Annotated in this window: 14 protein-coding genes; 4 read left to right on the top strand and 10 right to left on the bottom strand. The window is 40.8% G+C overall.

All coding sequences use genetic code 11. The features are described 5' to 3' along the window. Positions 1–79: 79 nt before the first annotated feature. Positions 80–679, bottom strand: coding sequence for a putative ABC transporter permease (locus AC59HZ_RS28600; RefSeq protein WP_496549153.1), 600 nt, complete (start codon positions 677–679; stop codon positions 80–82). A 135-nt stretch (positions 680–814) separates the two neighbouring features. Beyond that, complete coding sequence (locus AC59HZ_RS28595) at positions 815–1,993, bottom strand: YhgE/Pip domain-containing protein (protein ID WP_496549158.1); 1,179 nt, start codon at positions 1,991–1,993, stop codon at positions 815–817. A gap of 172 nt (positions 1,994–2,165) precedes the next feature. On the opposite strand from AC59HZ_RS28595, the gene AC59HZ_RS28590 reads away from it, so the two are divergent. The 3 genes from AC59HZ_RS28590 (at position 2,166) to AC59HZ_RS28580 (ending at position 4,708) form a co-directional block, all read left to right on the top strand. Further along, on the top strand, positions 2,166–2,771 hold the full coding sequence (locus AC59HZ_RS28590) for a TetR/AcrR family transcriptional regulator (RefSeq protein WP_496549152.1): 606 nt from the start codon (positions 2,166–2,168) through the stop codon (positions 2,769–2,771). 159 nt (positions 2,772–2,930) lie between these two features. Further along, positions 2,931–3,656 carry an ABC transporter ATP-binding protein gene (locus tag AC59HZ_RS28585; RefSeq protein WP_496549151.1) on the top strand — a complete coding sequence of 242 codons (726 nt, stop codon included), beginning with the start codon at positions 2,931–2,933 and terminating at the stop codon, positions 3,654–3,656. Next, entirely contained in the window at positions 3,653–4,708 is a 1,056-nt protein-coding gene (locus AC59HZ_RS28580; RefSeq protein WP_496549150.1) for an ABC transporter permease, read from the top strand. The genes AC59HZ_RS28585 and AC59HZ_RS28580 overlap by 4 nt, the downstream gene beginning before the upstream one ends. 43 nt (positions 4,709–4,751) lie before the next feature. On the opposite strand, the gene AC59HZ_RS28575 is transcribed toward AC59HZ_RS28580, so the two are convergent. The 8 genes from AC59HZ_RS28575 to AC59HZ_RS28540 form a co-directional block, all read right to left on the bottom strand. After that, the gene (locus tag AC59HZ_RS28575) at positions 4,752–5,345 is read right to left on the bottom strand and encodes an NADPH-dependent FMN reductase (RefSeq protein ID WP_496549149.1); all 594 of its coding nucleotides are present in this window, start codon (positions 5,343–5,345) and stop codon (positions 4,752–4,754) included. A gap of 472 nt (positions 5,346–5,817) precedes the next feature. Further along, the gene (locus AC59HZ_RS28570) at positions 5,818–7,011 is read right to left on the bottom strand and encodes a PDZ domain-containing protein (protein WP_496549148.1); all 1,194 of its coding nucleotides are present in this window, start codon (positions 7,009–7,011) and stop codon (positions 5,818–5,820) included. 346 nt (positions 7,012–7,357) lie between these two features. Beyond that, on the bottom strand, positions 7,358–8,812 hold the full coding sequence (locus AC59HZ_RS28565) for a S41 family peptidase (protein WP_496549147.1): 1,455 nt from the start codon (positions 8,810–8,812) through the stop codon (positions 7,358–7,360). Positions 8,813–8,996: 184 nt separating this feature from the next. Then, entirely contained in the window at positions 8,997–10,301 is a 1,305-nt protein-coding gene (locus AC59HZ_RS28560) for a murein hydrolase activator EnvC family protein (RefSeq protein WP_496549146.1), read from the bottom strand. Positions 10,302–10,498: 197 nt separating this feature from the next. Then, positions 10,499–11,392, bottom strand: a complete 894-nt coding sequence (gene ftsX, locus AC59HZ_RS28555) for a permease-like cell division protein FtsX (RefSeq protein ID WP_496549145.1) — start codon at positions 11,390–11,392, stop codon at positions 10,499–10,501. Continuing rightward, positions 11,382–12,068, bottom strand: coding sequence for a cell division ATP-binding protein FtsE (ftsE, locus tag AC59HZ_RS28550; protein ID WP_496549144.1), 687 nt, complete (start codon positions 12,066–12,068; stop codon positions 11,382–11,384). Before ftsE ends, ftsX begins: the two co-directional genes overlap by 11 nt. A gap of 437 nt (positions 12,069–12,505) precedes the next feature. After that, positions 12,506–12,832 carry a cytochrome c551 gene (gene cccB / locus AC59HZ_RS28545; protein ID WP_430064756.1) on the bottom strand — a complete coding sequence of 109 codons (327 nt, stop codon included), beginning with the start codon at positions 12,830–12,832 and terminating at the stop codon, positions 12,506–12,508. A gap of 53 nt (positions 12,833–12,885) precedes the next feature. Further along, on the bottom strand, positions 12,886–13,752 hold the full coding sequence (locus tag AC59HZ_RS28540; RefSeq protein ID WP_496549143.1) for a YitT family protein: 867 nt from the start codon (positions 13,750–13,752) through the stop codon (positions 12,886–12,888). Positions 13,753–13,970: 218 nt separating this feature from the next. Here AC59HZ_RS28540 and AC59HZ_RS28535 point away from each other — a divergent pair, with 218 nt between their 5' ends. Next, positions 13,971–14,366 (top strand): hypothetical protein, encoded by a 396-nt coding sequence (locus AC59HZ_RS28535; protein ID WP_496549142.1) that lies wholly within the window; start codon positions 13,971–13,973, stop codon positions 14,364–14,366. Positions 14,367–14,474: the final 108 nt, after the last annotated feature.

Genomic DNA, 14,474 nt, shown 5'->3' with positions numbered 1-14,474 from the left:
TAAAACCAGAGTAAATTGCCTTTTTTTGTATTGAATTGAGACTTAAAAATAAAAAACGTAAGTTTTTCAGTGCCCTCATTTAATCAGAAGGAGTTTTCAGGGTGTCAGGCACTCTATCAAATTCTTGCAAGGAGTGCCTTCTAATCGACAATGCGAGATCGGCAACTAAGTAAAGGCCCGCTGCACCCCAAACCCAAGCCCAATAGGGTTCAAAGACTCCGTATAAAGTGACAACCAATGGATGAATCCATTTTAAGCAAAGAAACGACAGCACTGCCCAGCAGGCCGAAAAAGGCAGACAAATATGACCATGGAGCTGAAGCGGGGTATCCGAGTAATCCCACCACTGCCGCTTGAAAATCTTCAACAGCAACGTACCGGTCAAGTACTCTACTAAGGTTGGAATGACAAAGCATAACATCAAGGCAACCGCCAAATGCGTCTCTGGGCTAATAAAATAAACTAATAGCACAGGAGCAAACCCATACATTGGTTTAAAAGGACCAAATAAAAAATTCGGTTTTAAAAAACTTTTTTTTGTTAAGAAGTTATAGCTGTTTTCCAGGAGCCAGCCAATGAATGAGTATACCGTAAAATAGAAAAGTATGGACGCAGCTCCTTCCATATTAAAAATCCCTGGATTTTGAACCTCAAAACCATTCAATAAGCTAATTATCATGGCTAAACCACCTTCCATGGATAAGAAATTTCCCACTTTAGGATTAGCCGTTAAAATTTCAATTATGCACAAAAACTTCCAATTTTCATTTGAGCCACTCGGGCACTTCTATTCTAATCATGAAAATTATTGGTATCAGGAATTTAGGTCAATTTGTGATTCAGTCTCCTTTTTAACCCCTGGCTTAGCAACTGAAGCAAAAATAACAACCATACTCACCAACCCAATCCATACTAAAACTGATGTCGGGTGGTTCCAGCTTATGCCTTTGCCAAAGAAGAATAATTCACGAAGACCGTCGACCATGAAGCCCATTGGCAGCCACGAATGAATCCAGTCACGATAAAACGAAGACATAAATTCCGGAGCCATCGCGAGCAGCGGTGCGCCGAAGAAAAGAATCAGGACAAAAATTGGAATCCCCTTAATACCCGTCCATGATAGAACTGCTGATATCATTAAGAAAAAGCTGAAGCAGGTCAGAGATAAGAATAAGGCGATATCACCGAATTGAGGAATCTCAACACCGATTGTATCCGCCATCCACGTTAATCCAAAGCCGGCAACAAGGGCGATAACTGCTCCCATCAGTATTTGAGCAACGTGAACAGCGAGTTTTTCCTTCCGATTCGCAAAAGGTAATTTACTAACCATAAGGAATATGATGGCTGCCCCTGCGATACTTGCCATCCAGAGCGGCTGAAATAAGGAGATCGGAGCATTGCCATTCATGCTCGCCGTCCCTACTTCATTGACATTCGTTACTTTCTTTGTAATCGGTGATACTAACGCTGCAGCTTGTTTCGTGGTCACAGTGCCGCCTTGTTTTTCAAAGGCCGCGAGTAACTGGGCCCGGACATTATTATTGATATTGTCGACCATTCCGTTAAGCGCGGTGGTTACCATTGTCGAAGCAATCGTGTTCATCCCTTGATTGACCATTATCTTAATTTCCGGTGATGTTGGTGAAGGGCCCATTAAGGATGCTTGTTTCTGTGAAAAATCCTTAGGAATGACGATCGCTCCGTAATACTCACGGTTGTTTAATCCCTTCCTTGCTTCCTCTCTGCTTTTTATAAAAATAAACTTAATGGGTGCCTCTTTTTCCGTTTTTGCCTGAATCATTTCAGTAATCGTTTTCCCCATATTCATCTTGCCTTGAACGGGGATTTCCACTCCTTGATCCTCGTTGACAAACGCAATTGGTACGTTTTTCGGAGTGGGCTTTACTGATGGGACAAGCGTTAGGCCAAAAATAAGCACCACGATTAAAACAATAACAGGCGATAAAATGACCAGTTTATTTTTAAACAAACTCATAATTGAGTATTCCCCCTTTATTGAACAAGCTGTTGATTATTGTTCACACTGTTAATTATAATGGGTCTATTGGGTATCGCAATAAACAATATTGGTCGCAATGTCGAGTAATTAACAGAAATGAAGAAAATGTTGATTTTTGAAAAATTATTTGGAGGGCTAAAAAATGTCCGATAAAGCAGCAGATAGACGAGTCATCCGCACTAAACGAATGATCCGGGATGCTCTCACTGAGTTAATGGAAGAAAAAGGCTTTGAAGGGATTACGGTACTCGATTTAACGGAAAAAGCGAGTATTAACCGCGGCACCTTTTATTTGCATTACCGGGATAAATACGATCTCCTGGAGCAAAGTGAAGAAGAGATAATTTCAGGAATTAGGCAGCTAGTAAATAATATCAAGCCAAAAGAGGCGGTAAGCTTTACCAGTCAAGACGAACCTTTTCCCATTATCTTGAAGCTTTTTGAATACTTCCAAGAAAATGCGAGTTTCATGAAGGTCATTTTAGGCCCAAAAGGGGACGCCTCTTTTCAGGGCAAAATGAAGGAATTAATCAAAAAAACCTTTTTTCAAAAAATAGCGGAAGATCTAATAATCGAAGAAATGCTCGTCCCAGTCGATTACTTGATTTCTTATGTCAGTTCCGCCCACCTTGGGGTCATTCAGCATTGGCTGCAAAGCGGAATGGAAAAATCACCGCGGGAAATGACCTTAATTTTAACAAAAATGACCCTTTTTGGACCGGGACATGTGGCAGGGCTCAAAAAATAAGGTAATCGAAGAAGACAGCCATCTTTTAGAGTCTAACCCGTAACAATGAACACTTTCCTCATTATTGTTCATTGTAATTCCTGCCATGGCATCTTAATATTAGGGTATAGATGGTCAACACGGTGTTCATTACTGTGTTTGATTAGGAGGCGGTTTTTGATGAATCCAACCATTAAAGTGGAACAAGTTAGCAAATGCTTTGGAAAGAAGCCTGTTTTAAATGACATCAATTTAACAATCGAGAAAGGGCAATTATACGGTCTAATCGGGCCATCGGGGGCAGGGAAAACCACATTAGTTAAAATGATTGTTGGCATGGAAAAAGCCGATCACGGATCGATTCATGTATTAGATGTACCGATGCCAAATCTCGGTTTGCTCCAGGAAATTGGTTATATGGCGCAATCTGATGCCTTGTATGTAGAGCTGACCGGTGAAGAAAATCTTAAATTTTTTGCTTCTTTATATAAGCTTAATAAAGAAGAGCGGAAGGAGCGAATTGCTTATGCGGCGGACTTAGTCAACCTGACGGGTGATCTTAAGAAACGTGTGGCAGCTTATTCTGGCGGGATGAAGCGGCGGCTTTCGTTGGCGATTGCGCTCATTCAGGATCCGAAAATTTTAATCTTGGATGAACCAACTGTAGGGATTGACCCCGAATTAAAGCTGTCGATTTGGAATGAACTATTACGCCTAAAAAATGAGGATGAAAAAACGATTATTGTGACCACCCACGTGATGGATGAGGCGGTTAAATGTGATTATATCGCCATGGTTCGCGACGGCCGCATTTTGACAAACGGTACACCAAATGAGTTAAAAGCATTATACGGTACGGATGATTTCGATGAAGTATTCCGGAAAGCCGGGGTGAAGCAGTCATGAGAACGATGGCGCTTATCAAAAGAATCATAAAGCAAATGGTTCGTGACAAACGAACGCTAGCCTTAATGTTTGTTGCTCCGCTGTTGATTTTGACCTTGATGTACTTTTTATTTAATGGGAATACAGTTGAACCGAAATTAGGCGTATCGGGTGTGGATACCAGTCTTGTAAAAGCTTTAAAAAATGCCGATATAAAGGTAAAGGTATATGAGAATGCAACAAAAAATACAGTAGTGGATGACGACCTGAACGGGCTCTTGGTCCAGGAAGACGGGCAAATAAAATTGACACTTCAAAATGATGACCCTACGTCAGCTAAAGGCTTGCAGGCAAAGGTTAATCAAACCGTTGTAGCCATTGCGGAGTCCAAGCTGATACAGCAAAATCCGGCAATGGCAGGCATGATGCCTAAAAAGATTGAAACAAACTATGTTTATGGAAATAAAGATACGGTCTTTTTTGATGTGTTAAGCCCGATTTTAGTTGGATTCTTTGTCTTCTTCTTTGTATTCATCATTTCAGGGATTGGCTTATTGCGCGAGAGGACCACAGGAACATTGGAAAGGTTATTATCGACTCCAATTCGCAGAGGAGAAATTGTTACAGCCTACCTCGCCGGTTATGGCATATTTGCAGTGATACAAACATGTATCGTCGTTTTTTATGCGGTTAATGTTTTGGATATCGTGCTGGTCGGGTCGATTTGGAATGTCCTGCTGATTAATCTGCTGTTAGCATTGGTCGCCCTTTCTTTAGGAACTTTGTTATCGACATTTGCTGCTTCCGAATTTCAAATGATGCAGTTTATCCCCATCGCGGTCGTGCCACAAATCTTTTTTGCCGGGATTTTCCCGCTTGAGGGAATGGCCGATTGGCTACAGGCAATTGCAAAGTTATTCCCGATGTTTTATGCCGGGGACGCTTTAAGGGGCGTTATGTATAAGGGATTTAGTTTTAGTGAAATCAGCGGCGACCTTTTGGCTTTGGTCATTTTCGCATTGGTTTTTGTCATTTTAAATATTTTGTCAATGAAAAAATACCGGAAATTATAATTAAGAGAGGGGATGATTAATAAGAATCATCCCCTCAAGTTTTTTATCGGATTGTCTTTAATGCGCCGCTCCAAGAAACGACTTCGTCAAGCATAGCCGTTACATTTGTAAGGTGCAATTCAGCTGGTTTGAATACACTTCCGTTTTCGAAATCTGTAAATAATGACAATGTTGGATGTGTACGAACATCGGCCACTTTTAATTCTCCTAGGATGCCGCGTAAGTGTTCAGCAGCACGCGCTCCTCCAGTTGATCCATAGCTGACGATACCAGCAGCTTTGTTATTCCAAGCTTCACGGGCAAAATCAAGGGCATTCTTTAATGCACCTGTGATGCTGTGGTTGTATTCTTGAACGATGAATACAAAACCATCAAGACTAGCAAGCTTTTGGTTCCACTCTGCAATACCTGGCTCAGAGCCGTCAGTAGTTCCTAAAAATGGAAGGTTAAAATCAGCAATATCTACGATTTCATAATTGGCATCGCCGCGTTTGTCAGCAATTCCTTTAATCCATTCTCCCACTTGTGGGCTTACGCGTCCTTGACGAGTGCTTCCTAAAATAATACCAATGTTTAATTTTTCCACAGTTTTTTCCTCCTCGGATGTTTTTCCAAATAATTTATCTAATAATCCCATTATTAGCACCACCTAAAAAATCTCAAATTAAGATATTTCAATTTATCTAATCTCAAATTTAAATATCTTTAATTCGAAATAATCATATGATATTTTTTTCTTTTTGTCAACCATTTTTAACTTATAAAAGTACTCGGAATTCACGCTCAAAGAATGCCAGCTACTTTAGATCCTGTTAAGGGTATTAAAAAAATATAGGGCAGAATCACTGATGGTGAATTCTGCCCTCATATTGATAAATTATTTTTTTAAATGATAAGGTACGGTGGAAATTACAACATCTTTATGCCTCATTAGCCATAAACGAAGCAGTTATGCTGTTTGATTGTGCAATAAGTTATGCACCCATTTTTTAGGAAAAAAAAGCTCGATTTTTCTCCTCTACGCTAGTCCAAGTTTTCACTTTTATCAGCTTACCTATTTTAATAATGATATCGGAATATAAAAAGGGCTGCCGGAAGCAGCCCATTCTTTATCCAATTTTTTCATCATACCTGCGTTCATCATGTACGAAAAGAATCCCCAGTTCATGGTGATCCCCCTCAAATAAAACACGCTGAACGAAGCGGATTTCGCCATTTGTATCGAGAACATCGAGTTTGCAATGCGCACGGTTTTTTTGCAGGGCTTCGTAAAACACTTTTTCATCAAGAACCGATACTCCGTTGACTTTTGCGATGATTTCACCAACCTGAAGTCCCATTTTATCGGCAGGAGATTCCGGTATAATTCCGATAATCATCAAGCCTTGATTTTTTTTCGAAAAATAAAATGGCAGCCCTTCATCCTTCAAATAAGCAAATAATGCTAAAGATTCACGGCCAATGATAGCCAGTGAGGCAACTACAATGCCGAATAGCGGATTCCAATAGCCTGCTGCGGAAAGGATTGTAACCAGGCCTCCAAGAGTGATGACTCGTCGGCCATAGAGCTGGACCGCTTCTTTTGGCAGCGTCCCTTTAATTTGTTGGTGAAAGCCAATCGCAAATGGAACAAGAATAAGCGAAAATTCCTTTGCCCCGATATGAAAGACTGGCCACCATTCGAACGGAAGATGCAGAGCATCACCTGGTACCAGCAAAAACAATGGGAGCATCCAGATGCGTTTCACTTCGTGGACACCAATGCTTTGACCCCGCTTGCTTTTAGCTAGTTTTGGAGAGGTCCCTCTAGTGCCATTTTTTACAATCAACATCCCTTCTGCGATTAACAAAAGCCCCAATATTACCACAAGGGAAGGATACACCTTGTCACCAATCGAATGGAAGGCATCCGAAAACGGGGGAATGGACCAATTATTTTCCGCAAACAAAATGATAGCAAAAAAGGCTGCACCAACCGTATAGGCTGGTGATACCCAGCGAACATTTGTTGTAAGAGACCATAAGAACGTAAATCCTGCGATTAGCAAGATTGCGGCAAAAGGAACGGCAATCCCTGCCGAAACCACAATAATAGAAAGCACAAGACCAATTAAAAGGCCAGCTGGAAACAACTGCCGGAGCTCGAAATAGGCATCATACGCCCGAATATGGAAATTTTTCCGTTCACGTTTCACCCTCATGACGCCTAAAATCCCTGCAAGGAAAACGAGATAGTATAAAACAGGATGAAGAAATAACTTGCCTGTCCCTTTAAGAAGCTCTACAAGCCATATTTGCACCAATTCCTGTCACCTGCCTCTATTAAATTTCTAGCATTCTAGTATAAAAAATCCCTTAAAGATTATTTTACCAAATTACAACCATAAAACATATTGCTAGTTTCTAGAAAAATGAAAAAATGTCTTTCTTACTAATTTCGCCAGGCCATATTGGGGATTTACGAGCATCACCCCTAATTCCCGCGGACTTTTGCCGGAATTCCGCATAATTCCAGATTTATTCCGCGAACTTGGCTGCTATTTCCGTGGAAATTCTCGATAATTCCGCAAAAAACTGCAGTTTATTTTGCGAATCCACTAAAATATTAGAAAAAAATGACAAAAAACAGAGGCCAAAAGCCCCTGTTTTCTATTTAGTAATCAACCTCAACGCCGTCTGAAGCTGGAGGTCATTTTTCTCTTTTTTCATTTCTTTAATCGTAATTTCCTCTAGTTTGGCAGCTGTTTTACTGTCAATTTTCCCGGTTGGTGGCAGATTATATTGCTGTTGGAATCCTTTTACAGCAATTTTTGTTTCGGAACTAAAGTATCCGTCTGTCCGGCCAGGAGCAAATCCAAGGGCGTCAAGAATCTCTTGGGCACTCTTTACTTGCTCATTGTTCATGTCCTCCACAAGCGGCTTCTCAACCTGAAGCGGATGGGTTCCAAAAATGGCCGGCTGCTTAATGGCGATATCCGGTTTGATGCCCTTTTTATGAATCCAATTTCCATCCGGGGTCAGCCATTTAGCTAACGTTAATTTAATATTACTTCCATCCCCCATTGGTACAGCCTGCTGCACCGTTCCTTTGCCAAAAGTAGTTTCACCGACCAGCTGGTAACCATCGGCCTCCTTAAGAGATCCAGCTAAGATTTCAGAAGCTGATGCACTGCCCTTGTTCACCAAAACGACAACTGGATAATCTTTCTTTTCGGAAATGGTAGAGAAATAGCGCCTTTTATCGCCGTTCCGTTCTTGTATTTGCACATATGGCTTATCCTTCGGAACAAATTCTTTTAAAATTTCACCGACACTTTCCAAAAAACCACCCGGATTCCCGCGGACATCGATAATCAGGCCTTTGATATGATCGTTCTCCAAAGCCTTTAAGTCCTTTTTAAAATCCGCTGCTGTATCTTCTGAAAATGATGTTACTTCAATATAGCCGACCTTTTTGCCATCATGCTTTTTAACGGAAGCGTGAACGGTTTCAAGCGGAATTTCATCACGCTTCACATCAATGGTGAGCGGTTCTTTTAGGCCATTACGGGCTATTTCCAGCTTTACCGTGGTGCCCTTTTTACCGCGGATTTTTAACGTCGCCTTATTTAGGTCAAGTCCTTCCACACTCTTGCCGTCCACCTTTAGTATTTGATCGTTCGGCTTAATGCCTGCTTTTTCCGCCGGGGAATCTTTAAAAGGAGAAACGATGACAATTTTGCCATCTACCATTCCGACCTCAGCTCCGATTCCTTCGAAAGATGATTCTAACGATTGGGTGAATTGCTGGGCTGTCTCCTTGTTCATATAAACCGAATACGGGTCCTTTAAAACGGAAAGCATCCCTTGAATGGCTCCTTCAACAAGTTTGTCGCTGTCTACTTTTTCAACGTATCGGCTTGAAATCAAATCATAGGCTTGTTCGACTTTTCCGAGGTCGGCAGTTTCTGTTGCAGAATTTACGGCTTTATTTTTTGGAGATAGTGCTTGCTCGAGGGCGGAGCTTGATTGTTTATTTTCAAAAAACTGCATTCCTGCATATGTGCCCCCCGCTCCCGTGAGAAGCGAACCCGTCATTAACAGGGCAATCCATTTTCGATTCATTGAGATCCTCCTCAGCTAAAACGCCTGTTTACTATCTATTTTTATATAAAGGCATCATTTTCCTGCCCGTTTATTAACATATATGAGCGGATTGGACGAGTTATGAATAGAAATGAGGACGAACAATTAGACGAATTATAAAAAATAAAAAAAAGAAGAAGCAAAAAGCTTCTCCTGTTTCTTATTATGGAAGTGGAACAATTCCTCTCGGATCGATGGCATTGTGCTTATCCTGTGTCCACGGACCTTTATGAAGTTCAAAGTGTAAGTGCTGTCCTTCAGATGAACCTGTATTACCCATAACTCCAATTTGCTGGCCTTTTTTCACAACAGCGCCATTACCGACTATCCGTGAGCTCATATGGGCATATACAGTCGTATAAACTTGTCCATTAATGGAGTGTGAAACGAAAATACAGTTTCCATAACTGCTAGATAGATAGGATCTAATGACGACACCGTCTGCTGCTGCAACAATTGGTACCTTAGTCTTATTTGCAATATCTACACCATAGTGCATGCCGTCACTTCGCATACCAAAACCGGATGAGGGTCTGCCGACTGCCGGCTGTGTCCAATAGCCACTAGAAATTCCAGGAACCGAACCAGAACTCGCTCCGCCGCCGCTGTTTGAGCTTGAGCTTGTGCTTGAGCTTGTGCTTGAAGAGGTGTTTTTATTGGCTGCTGCTGCTGCTGCTGCCTGTGCTTGTTTTTCTTGTTCTAATTGGATGGCCTTTTGAATCGCTGCCTCTTGTGCTGCCAAGAGCTCTTCCTGCTCTTTCAAGTCCATTACATGTTCATGTTCTTCTTGTTCTTGCTCGACTAGACCGGCTAATAATTTATCTTTTTCCGCCTTCTGAGCAGCCAGCTGCTTGTTCATTTTTTCTAAGTTTGCCACCATGGTTTGCAGGCTGGCAAGGTCTTTTTCCACTTGTGTTTGTTTTATTTCAAGTTCCTTTTTATCGGCTTCATGCTGCTTTAAAATATCTCGGTCCGCTTCCATGATGGTGGCTACTGCATTGGCACGGTCAATGAAATCACTAAAGCTTTCTGAGCCCATTAATACATCGAGATAGTTGACCATTCCACCATTTTCTTGATAACTGCGGGCACGGTCCTTTAAGAGTACATTTCTCTTTTTAATTCGATCCTTTAAAACCTTTGTTTCTTCTTGAAGTTTTGTAATTTCAACTTTAGTTTTTTCTATTTTAGCCGTTTCATTATTAATCTTATTAGTCGCGTCAGTGATGGCATAGTCCAGGCGCTTCATTTCGCTCTTTACGTCTGCCTGCTGATTTTGCAGGTCACTGATTTTATCATTTGATGCATTAATTCCTGATTTCACATCGGAACGCTGCTCTTGGATTTTATTTTGGTCGCCTTTTAGTTTGGAAATGGATTCTGCGTTTGTCTTTGCAGGAACTCCCACAAAAATGGTCCCAAACCCCACTGCGGCAACTGTGGCGAGAGTGATAAATGTTTTCTTCATCTCGATTTCTCCTCCCATTTCTCTATGTACAGGTAAATCGTTCTTTATCTGTTTGTATGTTTTTTAACACGAAGAAATCAGGAAGGACTACGTAGTGAGCCCTTCCTGATGATTTTTAAACCTTTGGTTTGTTAATTTAGTAGTTGATTTGCGCTCCAATCAACAGTCTAAAAATCAGTAATGGCCTTTAATGCAGCCTAAACCTTTAAAAACTTCCTAACGGACATGACGCTTCCCCATACTCCTATCAATGCCCCCATTAAAATGAGGATGCCGGAAACCTGATAGACGAATGGATCGAAAGGCAGAACTTTAATAAAAGTTCCCTGAAGTTTCGGTCCGATATAGTCATAAGCACGATAGTAGGCAATTGCGATCAGGATAATCGGTAATATTGAACCAAGAATACCGAGCCATAGTCCTTCAAGGAAGAATGGCCAGCGAATAAAATTATTGGTAGCCCCTACCAATCTCATAATCTTAATTTCTCTTCGTCTAGCAATAATCGTAATTTTAATCGTATTAGAGATCAAGAATATCGCTGTAAAGAATAAGCCGATAATTAAGACAACACCAACATTTCGGCTTGCCTTGATAAATTTAAATAATTTTTCAACCTTGCCCTGCCCGTATTTTACTTTTGCCACGAAATTGTCTTTTTCTATTTGTTTCGCAACCTTCATGGTATCTGTCGGTTTTTTCGTTTTTACGATAAATACATCGTTTAGCGGATTATCCTGTTCAAATAGCTTAAAGGCCTTTCCTTCTTCACCAAGACTCTGCACTAAATCTTTTAATTCTTGTTCCTTTGGCGAGAATTTGACACTTTTTACTTCAGGTATCTTTTCAATCTCACTTTTTAATGCTTGCTGATCTTGTTTGTTGGCAGCAACGTCAATGTGAACGCGGATTTGCACGTCCTCTTCAATGGTCTCGGCCACTCTATTAAGGTTCATCATTATAACGAAAAAGACGCCGACTAAAATTAATGTAACAGTAACAGCACTAACGGATGCAAAAGTCATCCAGCCATTTCTGCCAATGCTTTTTATACTTTCACGGGCGTGACGGCCAATTGTTCTAATTTTCATAACCGTAATCACCTTTCTGCTCATCACGTACGATTTTTCCGCCTTCGATAGCGATCACGCGATGCCTTAATGTATTAACGATTTCCCTGTTATGGGTTGCCATCACAACTGTTGTTCCTCTTTCATTGATTTCTTCAAAAATCTTCATAATTTCCCATGACGTATCAGGATCCAGGTTTCCAGTAGGCTCGTCTGCAATAACCACTTTCGGTGAGTTAACGATGGAGCGAGCGATGGAAACACGCTGCTGCTCACCACCGGAAAGCTCGGAAGGCAGCATTTTAATCTTATGTTTTAGGTTCACAAGGTCAAGAACTTCCATAACTCGTTTTTTAATATACTTCGGCTGTGCTTCAATTACTTCTAATGCAAACGCAACATTTTCATAGACTGTTAGAGAAGGAAGCAGCTTGAAGTCCTGGAAAACAACACCTAAATTTCGTCTAAAAAGGGGAACCTTTTTCATCTTTAATTTTGCTAAGTTTACACCGTTCATCATGATTGTTCCTGAGGTTGGTACCTCCTCACGGTACATCATTTTAATGAAGGTCGATTTCCCGGCACCACTTGGACCAACGACATAAACAAATTCGCCCTGATTGATCCGGACATCTATTCCATTAACGGCCGTTACGCCGTTTGGGTACTTTTTATATACCTCTTGCAGTTCTATCATTTATATCACCTAGTTTTAAAGTTATTTTAGAAAATTCGACAAAAATCTTCTTTTATTTTCAAAAGCGGCCAAAATACAAGACAATGTGCGCATAATTTTGCATGATATTATTATAACATCATAAATCGCCAAAAAAAGCGGTAAAAATATTACAGTTTCTTTTCAAAGAATACAAAATCCGCCATGTTTATCCAATATAACTGCCTTTTTTAACAAAAGGATAAGTCTCTTTTGTCGATTTTTTTTGCTTGCATATTTATTCAGTAGGTTTGAATGACTATTCCTTTTATAGGGAATTGAGGATTTCGCAGGAGGAACGGGAATTTCACGGAATTTAGAATATATTTCGCTGATTTCCCTTTTTATTTTGCGAACTGTCACAACTCAGACAGAATGAAAAAACGCTCTGCCGATTTCGCAGAACGTTTTCAATGGTTTTATTTTTTTTCTGCAAGCCAAGCAGCAACCGTTTCAGCGTCATCGCCTTCCACTACGTTAGCTGGCATACCGCCTGACTTGCCATTTTTAAGAATATCTAAAATTTCATCCTTGGAGTATTTAGATCCAATCTTAGTTAAGTCTGGACCCATTGCCCCTTTTAAATCCCCGCCATGGCAGCCTGAGCATTTTTGATCTACAATCTTTGCTGCCTCACCACCAGAAGCAGTATCCTTGCCATTGTCATCGTCTGAGCCGCCGCCGCAAGCAGCAAGTCCCATTACTAAAGATGTCCCCATTAACAACGTTAGTAGCTTTTTCTTCATTATTTTTCCCCCTACAGAAAAAAATTCCATTACTGTTATAGTATAAACTAGTACTAGGCTCGTTTAAAACCCTCACCTAGTACCTCAGCAGCGTCCATAACGACGACAAATGCAGATGGATCAAGGGTTTTAACCAATTGTTTCAATTTTGTGAACTCCGATTGATCGACTACACACATTAACACGGGACGTTCATTTTCGGTAAATCCCCCATGTGCAGAAAGCTTGGTCACGCCCCGTTCCACTTTTTTCAAAATACCTTGCCGGACTTCCTCCTGCTTATTGGTAATAATCATCGCCATTTTCGACCGTCCAAATCCAACCTGTATCAAGTCAATCGTTTTACTTGTCACATAAAGAGCGATTAAAGCATACAGCCCTTTTTCGATATCGAATACGATGGCAGCAGTCAGAACAATAATTCCATCAATTAAAACCACACATCTACCCAAAGTATATCCTGTGTATTTATTAATAATCTGAGCGGCTAAATCCGTTCCGCCAGTCGATGCTTTCCCTCTAAAAACAATCCCGAGACCGAGGCCGACACCAATTCCGCCGAACAAAGCTCCAAGCAGCGCGTCATGTGTCCATGGTTCTATATTTTTTGTAGCGAATACAACCATCGGTAGAAAAATCGTTCCAACTAACGTTTTTACCCCAAATTGCTTTCCTAATAAAATAACGCCGGCAATAAATAGCGGAATATTAAATGACCACTGGACATAAGCAGGCTCCCAGCCAAGGACTGTTTTCAGAATCGTACTTATGCCGCTGACACCGCCAGAGGCAATTTGATTTGGCAAAAGGAACACGTTAAAGGCAAACGCAATGATTGCGGAGCCGATTAGGACTAATAGATAATCAATTGCCACTCTCGTTTTCGGATATGTATCGGTGATTTTGCTTAAAATATTCATGATTGCTTTCTCCTCTAAAATTCTTCATTTCACTAACCGAGAGTGAGTATAGCATGACCCATTTAGGCTGTAAATGGCATTGGGCTACCGCGATAAAGGATTAAAATTATATTTAGCATTTGCAATAATTCTGATTTTCATAAAGCTTTACAGCTGGGAATTTTTTGTCGGATTTAATTCGCAATATGCTATAATTTGTAAAAAGGAGGTGAGTAAGGATGGAGCACTTGTTAAAACAGATGATGGAACAAATGAACCGGCGGTTTGATACAATTGAGAATCGACTCGACGGCATGGATCAGCGGTTTGACGTAATCGAGAATCGGCTCGACAGTATTGATCAGCGGTTTGACGCAACTGAGAATCGGCTCGATGGCATGGACCAGCAATTTATTAGTGTGAACAAGCGGCTCGATGGTATGGACCAGCAATTTGTGGGAATCAATCAAAGGTTAGATAACGTTGATATGAGTATTCAATCTCTTAAGGACACAGTTGAAAACAATGCCTCTGAGTTTAGAAGCCATTTTAGACATATTGAAAACAAATTAGAGGACCACGATAAGATGTTTGAGCTAGTATCAGAAGAAATGAGGCGTGGTAATTGGATGTAATTTAGAAGAACCCCTTAGAAGACTTCAAAAACACCCTCAAGTTCCTCCAAGATCGGCAAAAATCACAAGAAGTAGAGCCTTTGCCGAACCTATCGACAAAGGCCTTAA

The sequence above is a fragment of the Neobacillus sp. DZ-9 genome, assembly GCF_059587065.1.
This window is presented reverse-complemented; position numbering and strand designations above follow the sequence as displayed.

What these genes read in the sequence shown, in the direction of transcription:
- ftsE (WP_496549144.1), bottom strand. Translation starts at nt 12,068, where the DNA reads ATGATAGAACTGCAAGAGGTATATAAAAAGTACCCAAACGGCGTAACG.
- AC59HZ_RS28540 (WP_496549143.1), bottom strand. Translation starts at nt 13,752, where the DNA reads ATGAATATTTTAAGCAAAATCACCGATACATATCCGAAAACGAGAGTG.
- ftsX (WP_496549145.1), bottom strand. Translation starts at nt 11,392, where the DNA reads ATGAAAATTAGAACAATTGGCCGTCACGCCCGTGAAAGTATAAAAAGC.
- AC59HZ_RS28580 (WP_496549150.1), top strand. Translation starts at nt 3,653, where the DNA reads ATGAGAACGATGGCGCTTATCAAAAGAATCATAAAGCAAATGGTTCGT.
- AC59HZ_RS28590 (WP_496549152.1), top strand. Translation starts at nt 2,166, where the DNA reads ATGTCCGATAAAGCAGCAGATAGACGAGTCATCCGCACTAAACGAATG.
- AC59HZ_RS28585 (WP_496549151.1), top strand. Translation starts at nt 2,931, where the DNA reads ATGAATCCAACCATTAAAGTGGAACAAGTTAGCAAATGCTTTGGAAAG.
- AC59HZ_RS28535 (WP_496549142.1), top strand. Translation starts at nt 13,971, where the DNA reads ATGGAGCACTTGTTAAAACAGATGATGGAACAAATGAACCGGCGGTTT.
- AC59HZ_RS28560 (WP_496549146.1), bottom strand. Translation starts at nt 10,301, where the DNA reads ATGAAGAAAACATTTATCACTCTCGCCACAGTTGCCGCAGTGGGGTTT.
- cccB (WP_430064756.1), bottom strand. Translation starts at nt 12,832, where the DNA reads ATGAAGAAAAAGCTACTAACGTTGTTAATGGGGACATCTTTAGTAATG.
- AC59HZ_RS28565 (WP_496549147.1), bottom strand. Translation starts at nt 8,812, where the DNA reads ATGAATCGAAAATGGATTGCCCTGTTAATGACGGGTTCGCTTCTCACG.
- AC59HZ_RS28600 (WP_496549153.1), bottom strand. Translation starts at nt 679, where the DNA reads ATGATAATTAGCTTATTGAATGGTTTTGAGGTTCAAAATCCAGGGATT.
- AC59HZ_RS28575 (WP_496549149.1), bottom strand. Translation starts at nt 5,345, where the DNA reads ATGGGATTATTAGATAAATTATTTGGAAAAACATCCGAGGAGGAAAAA.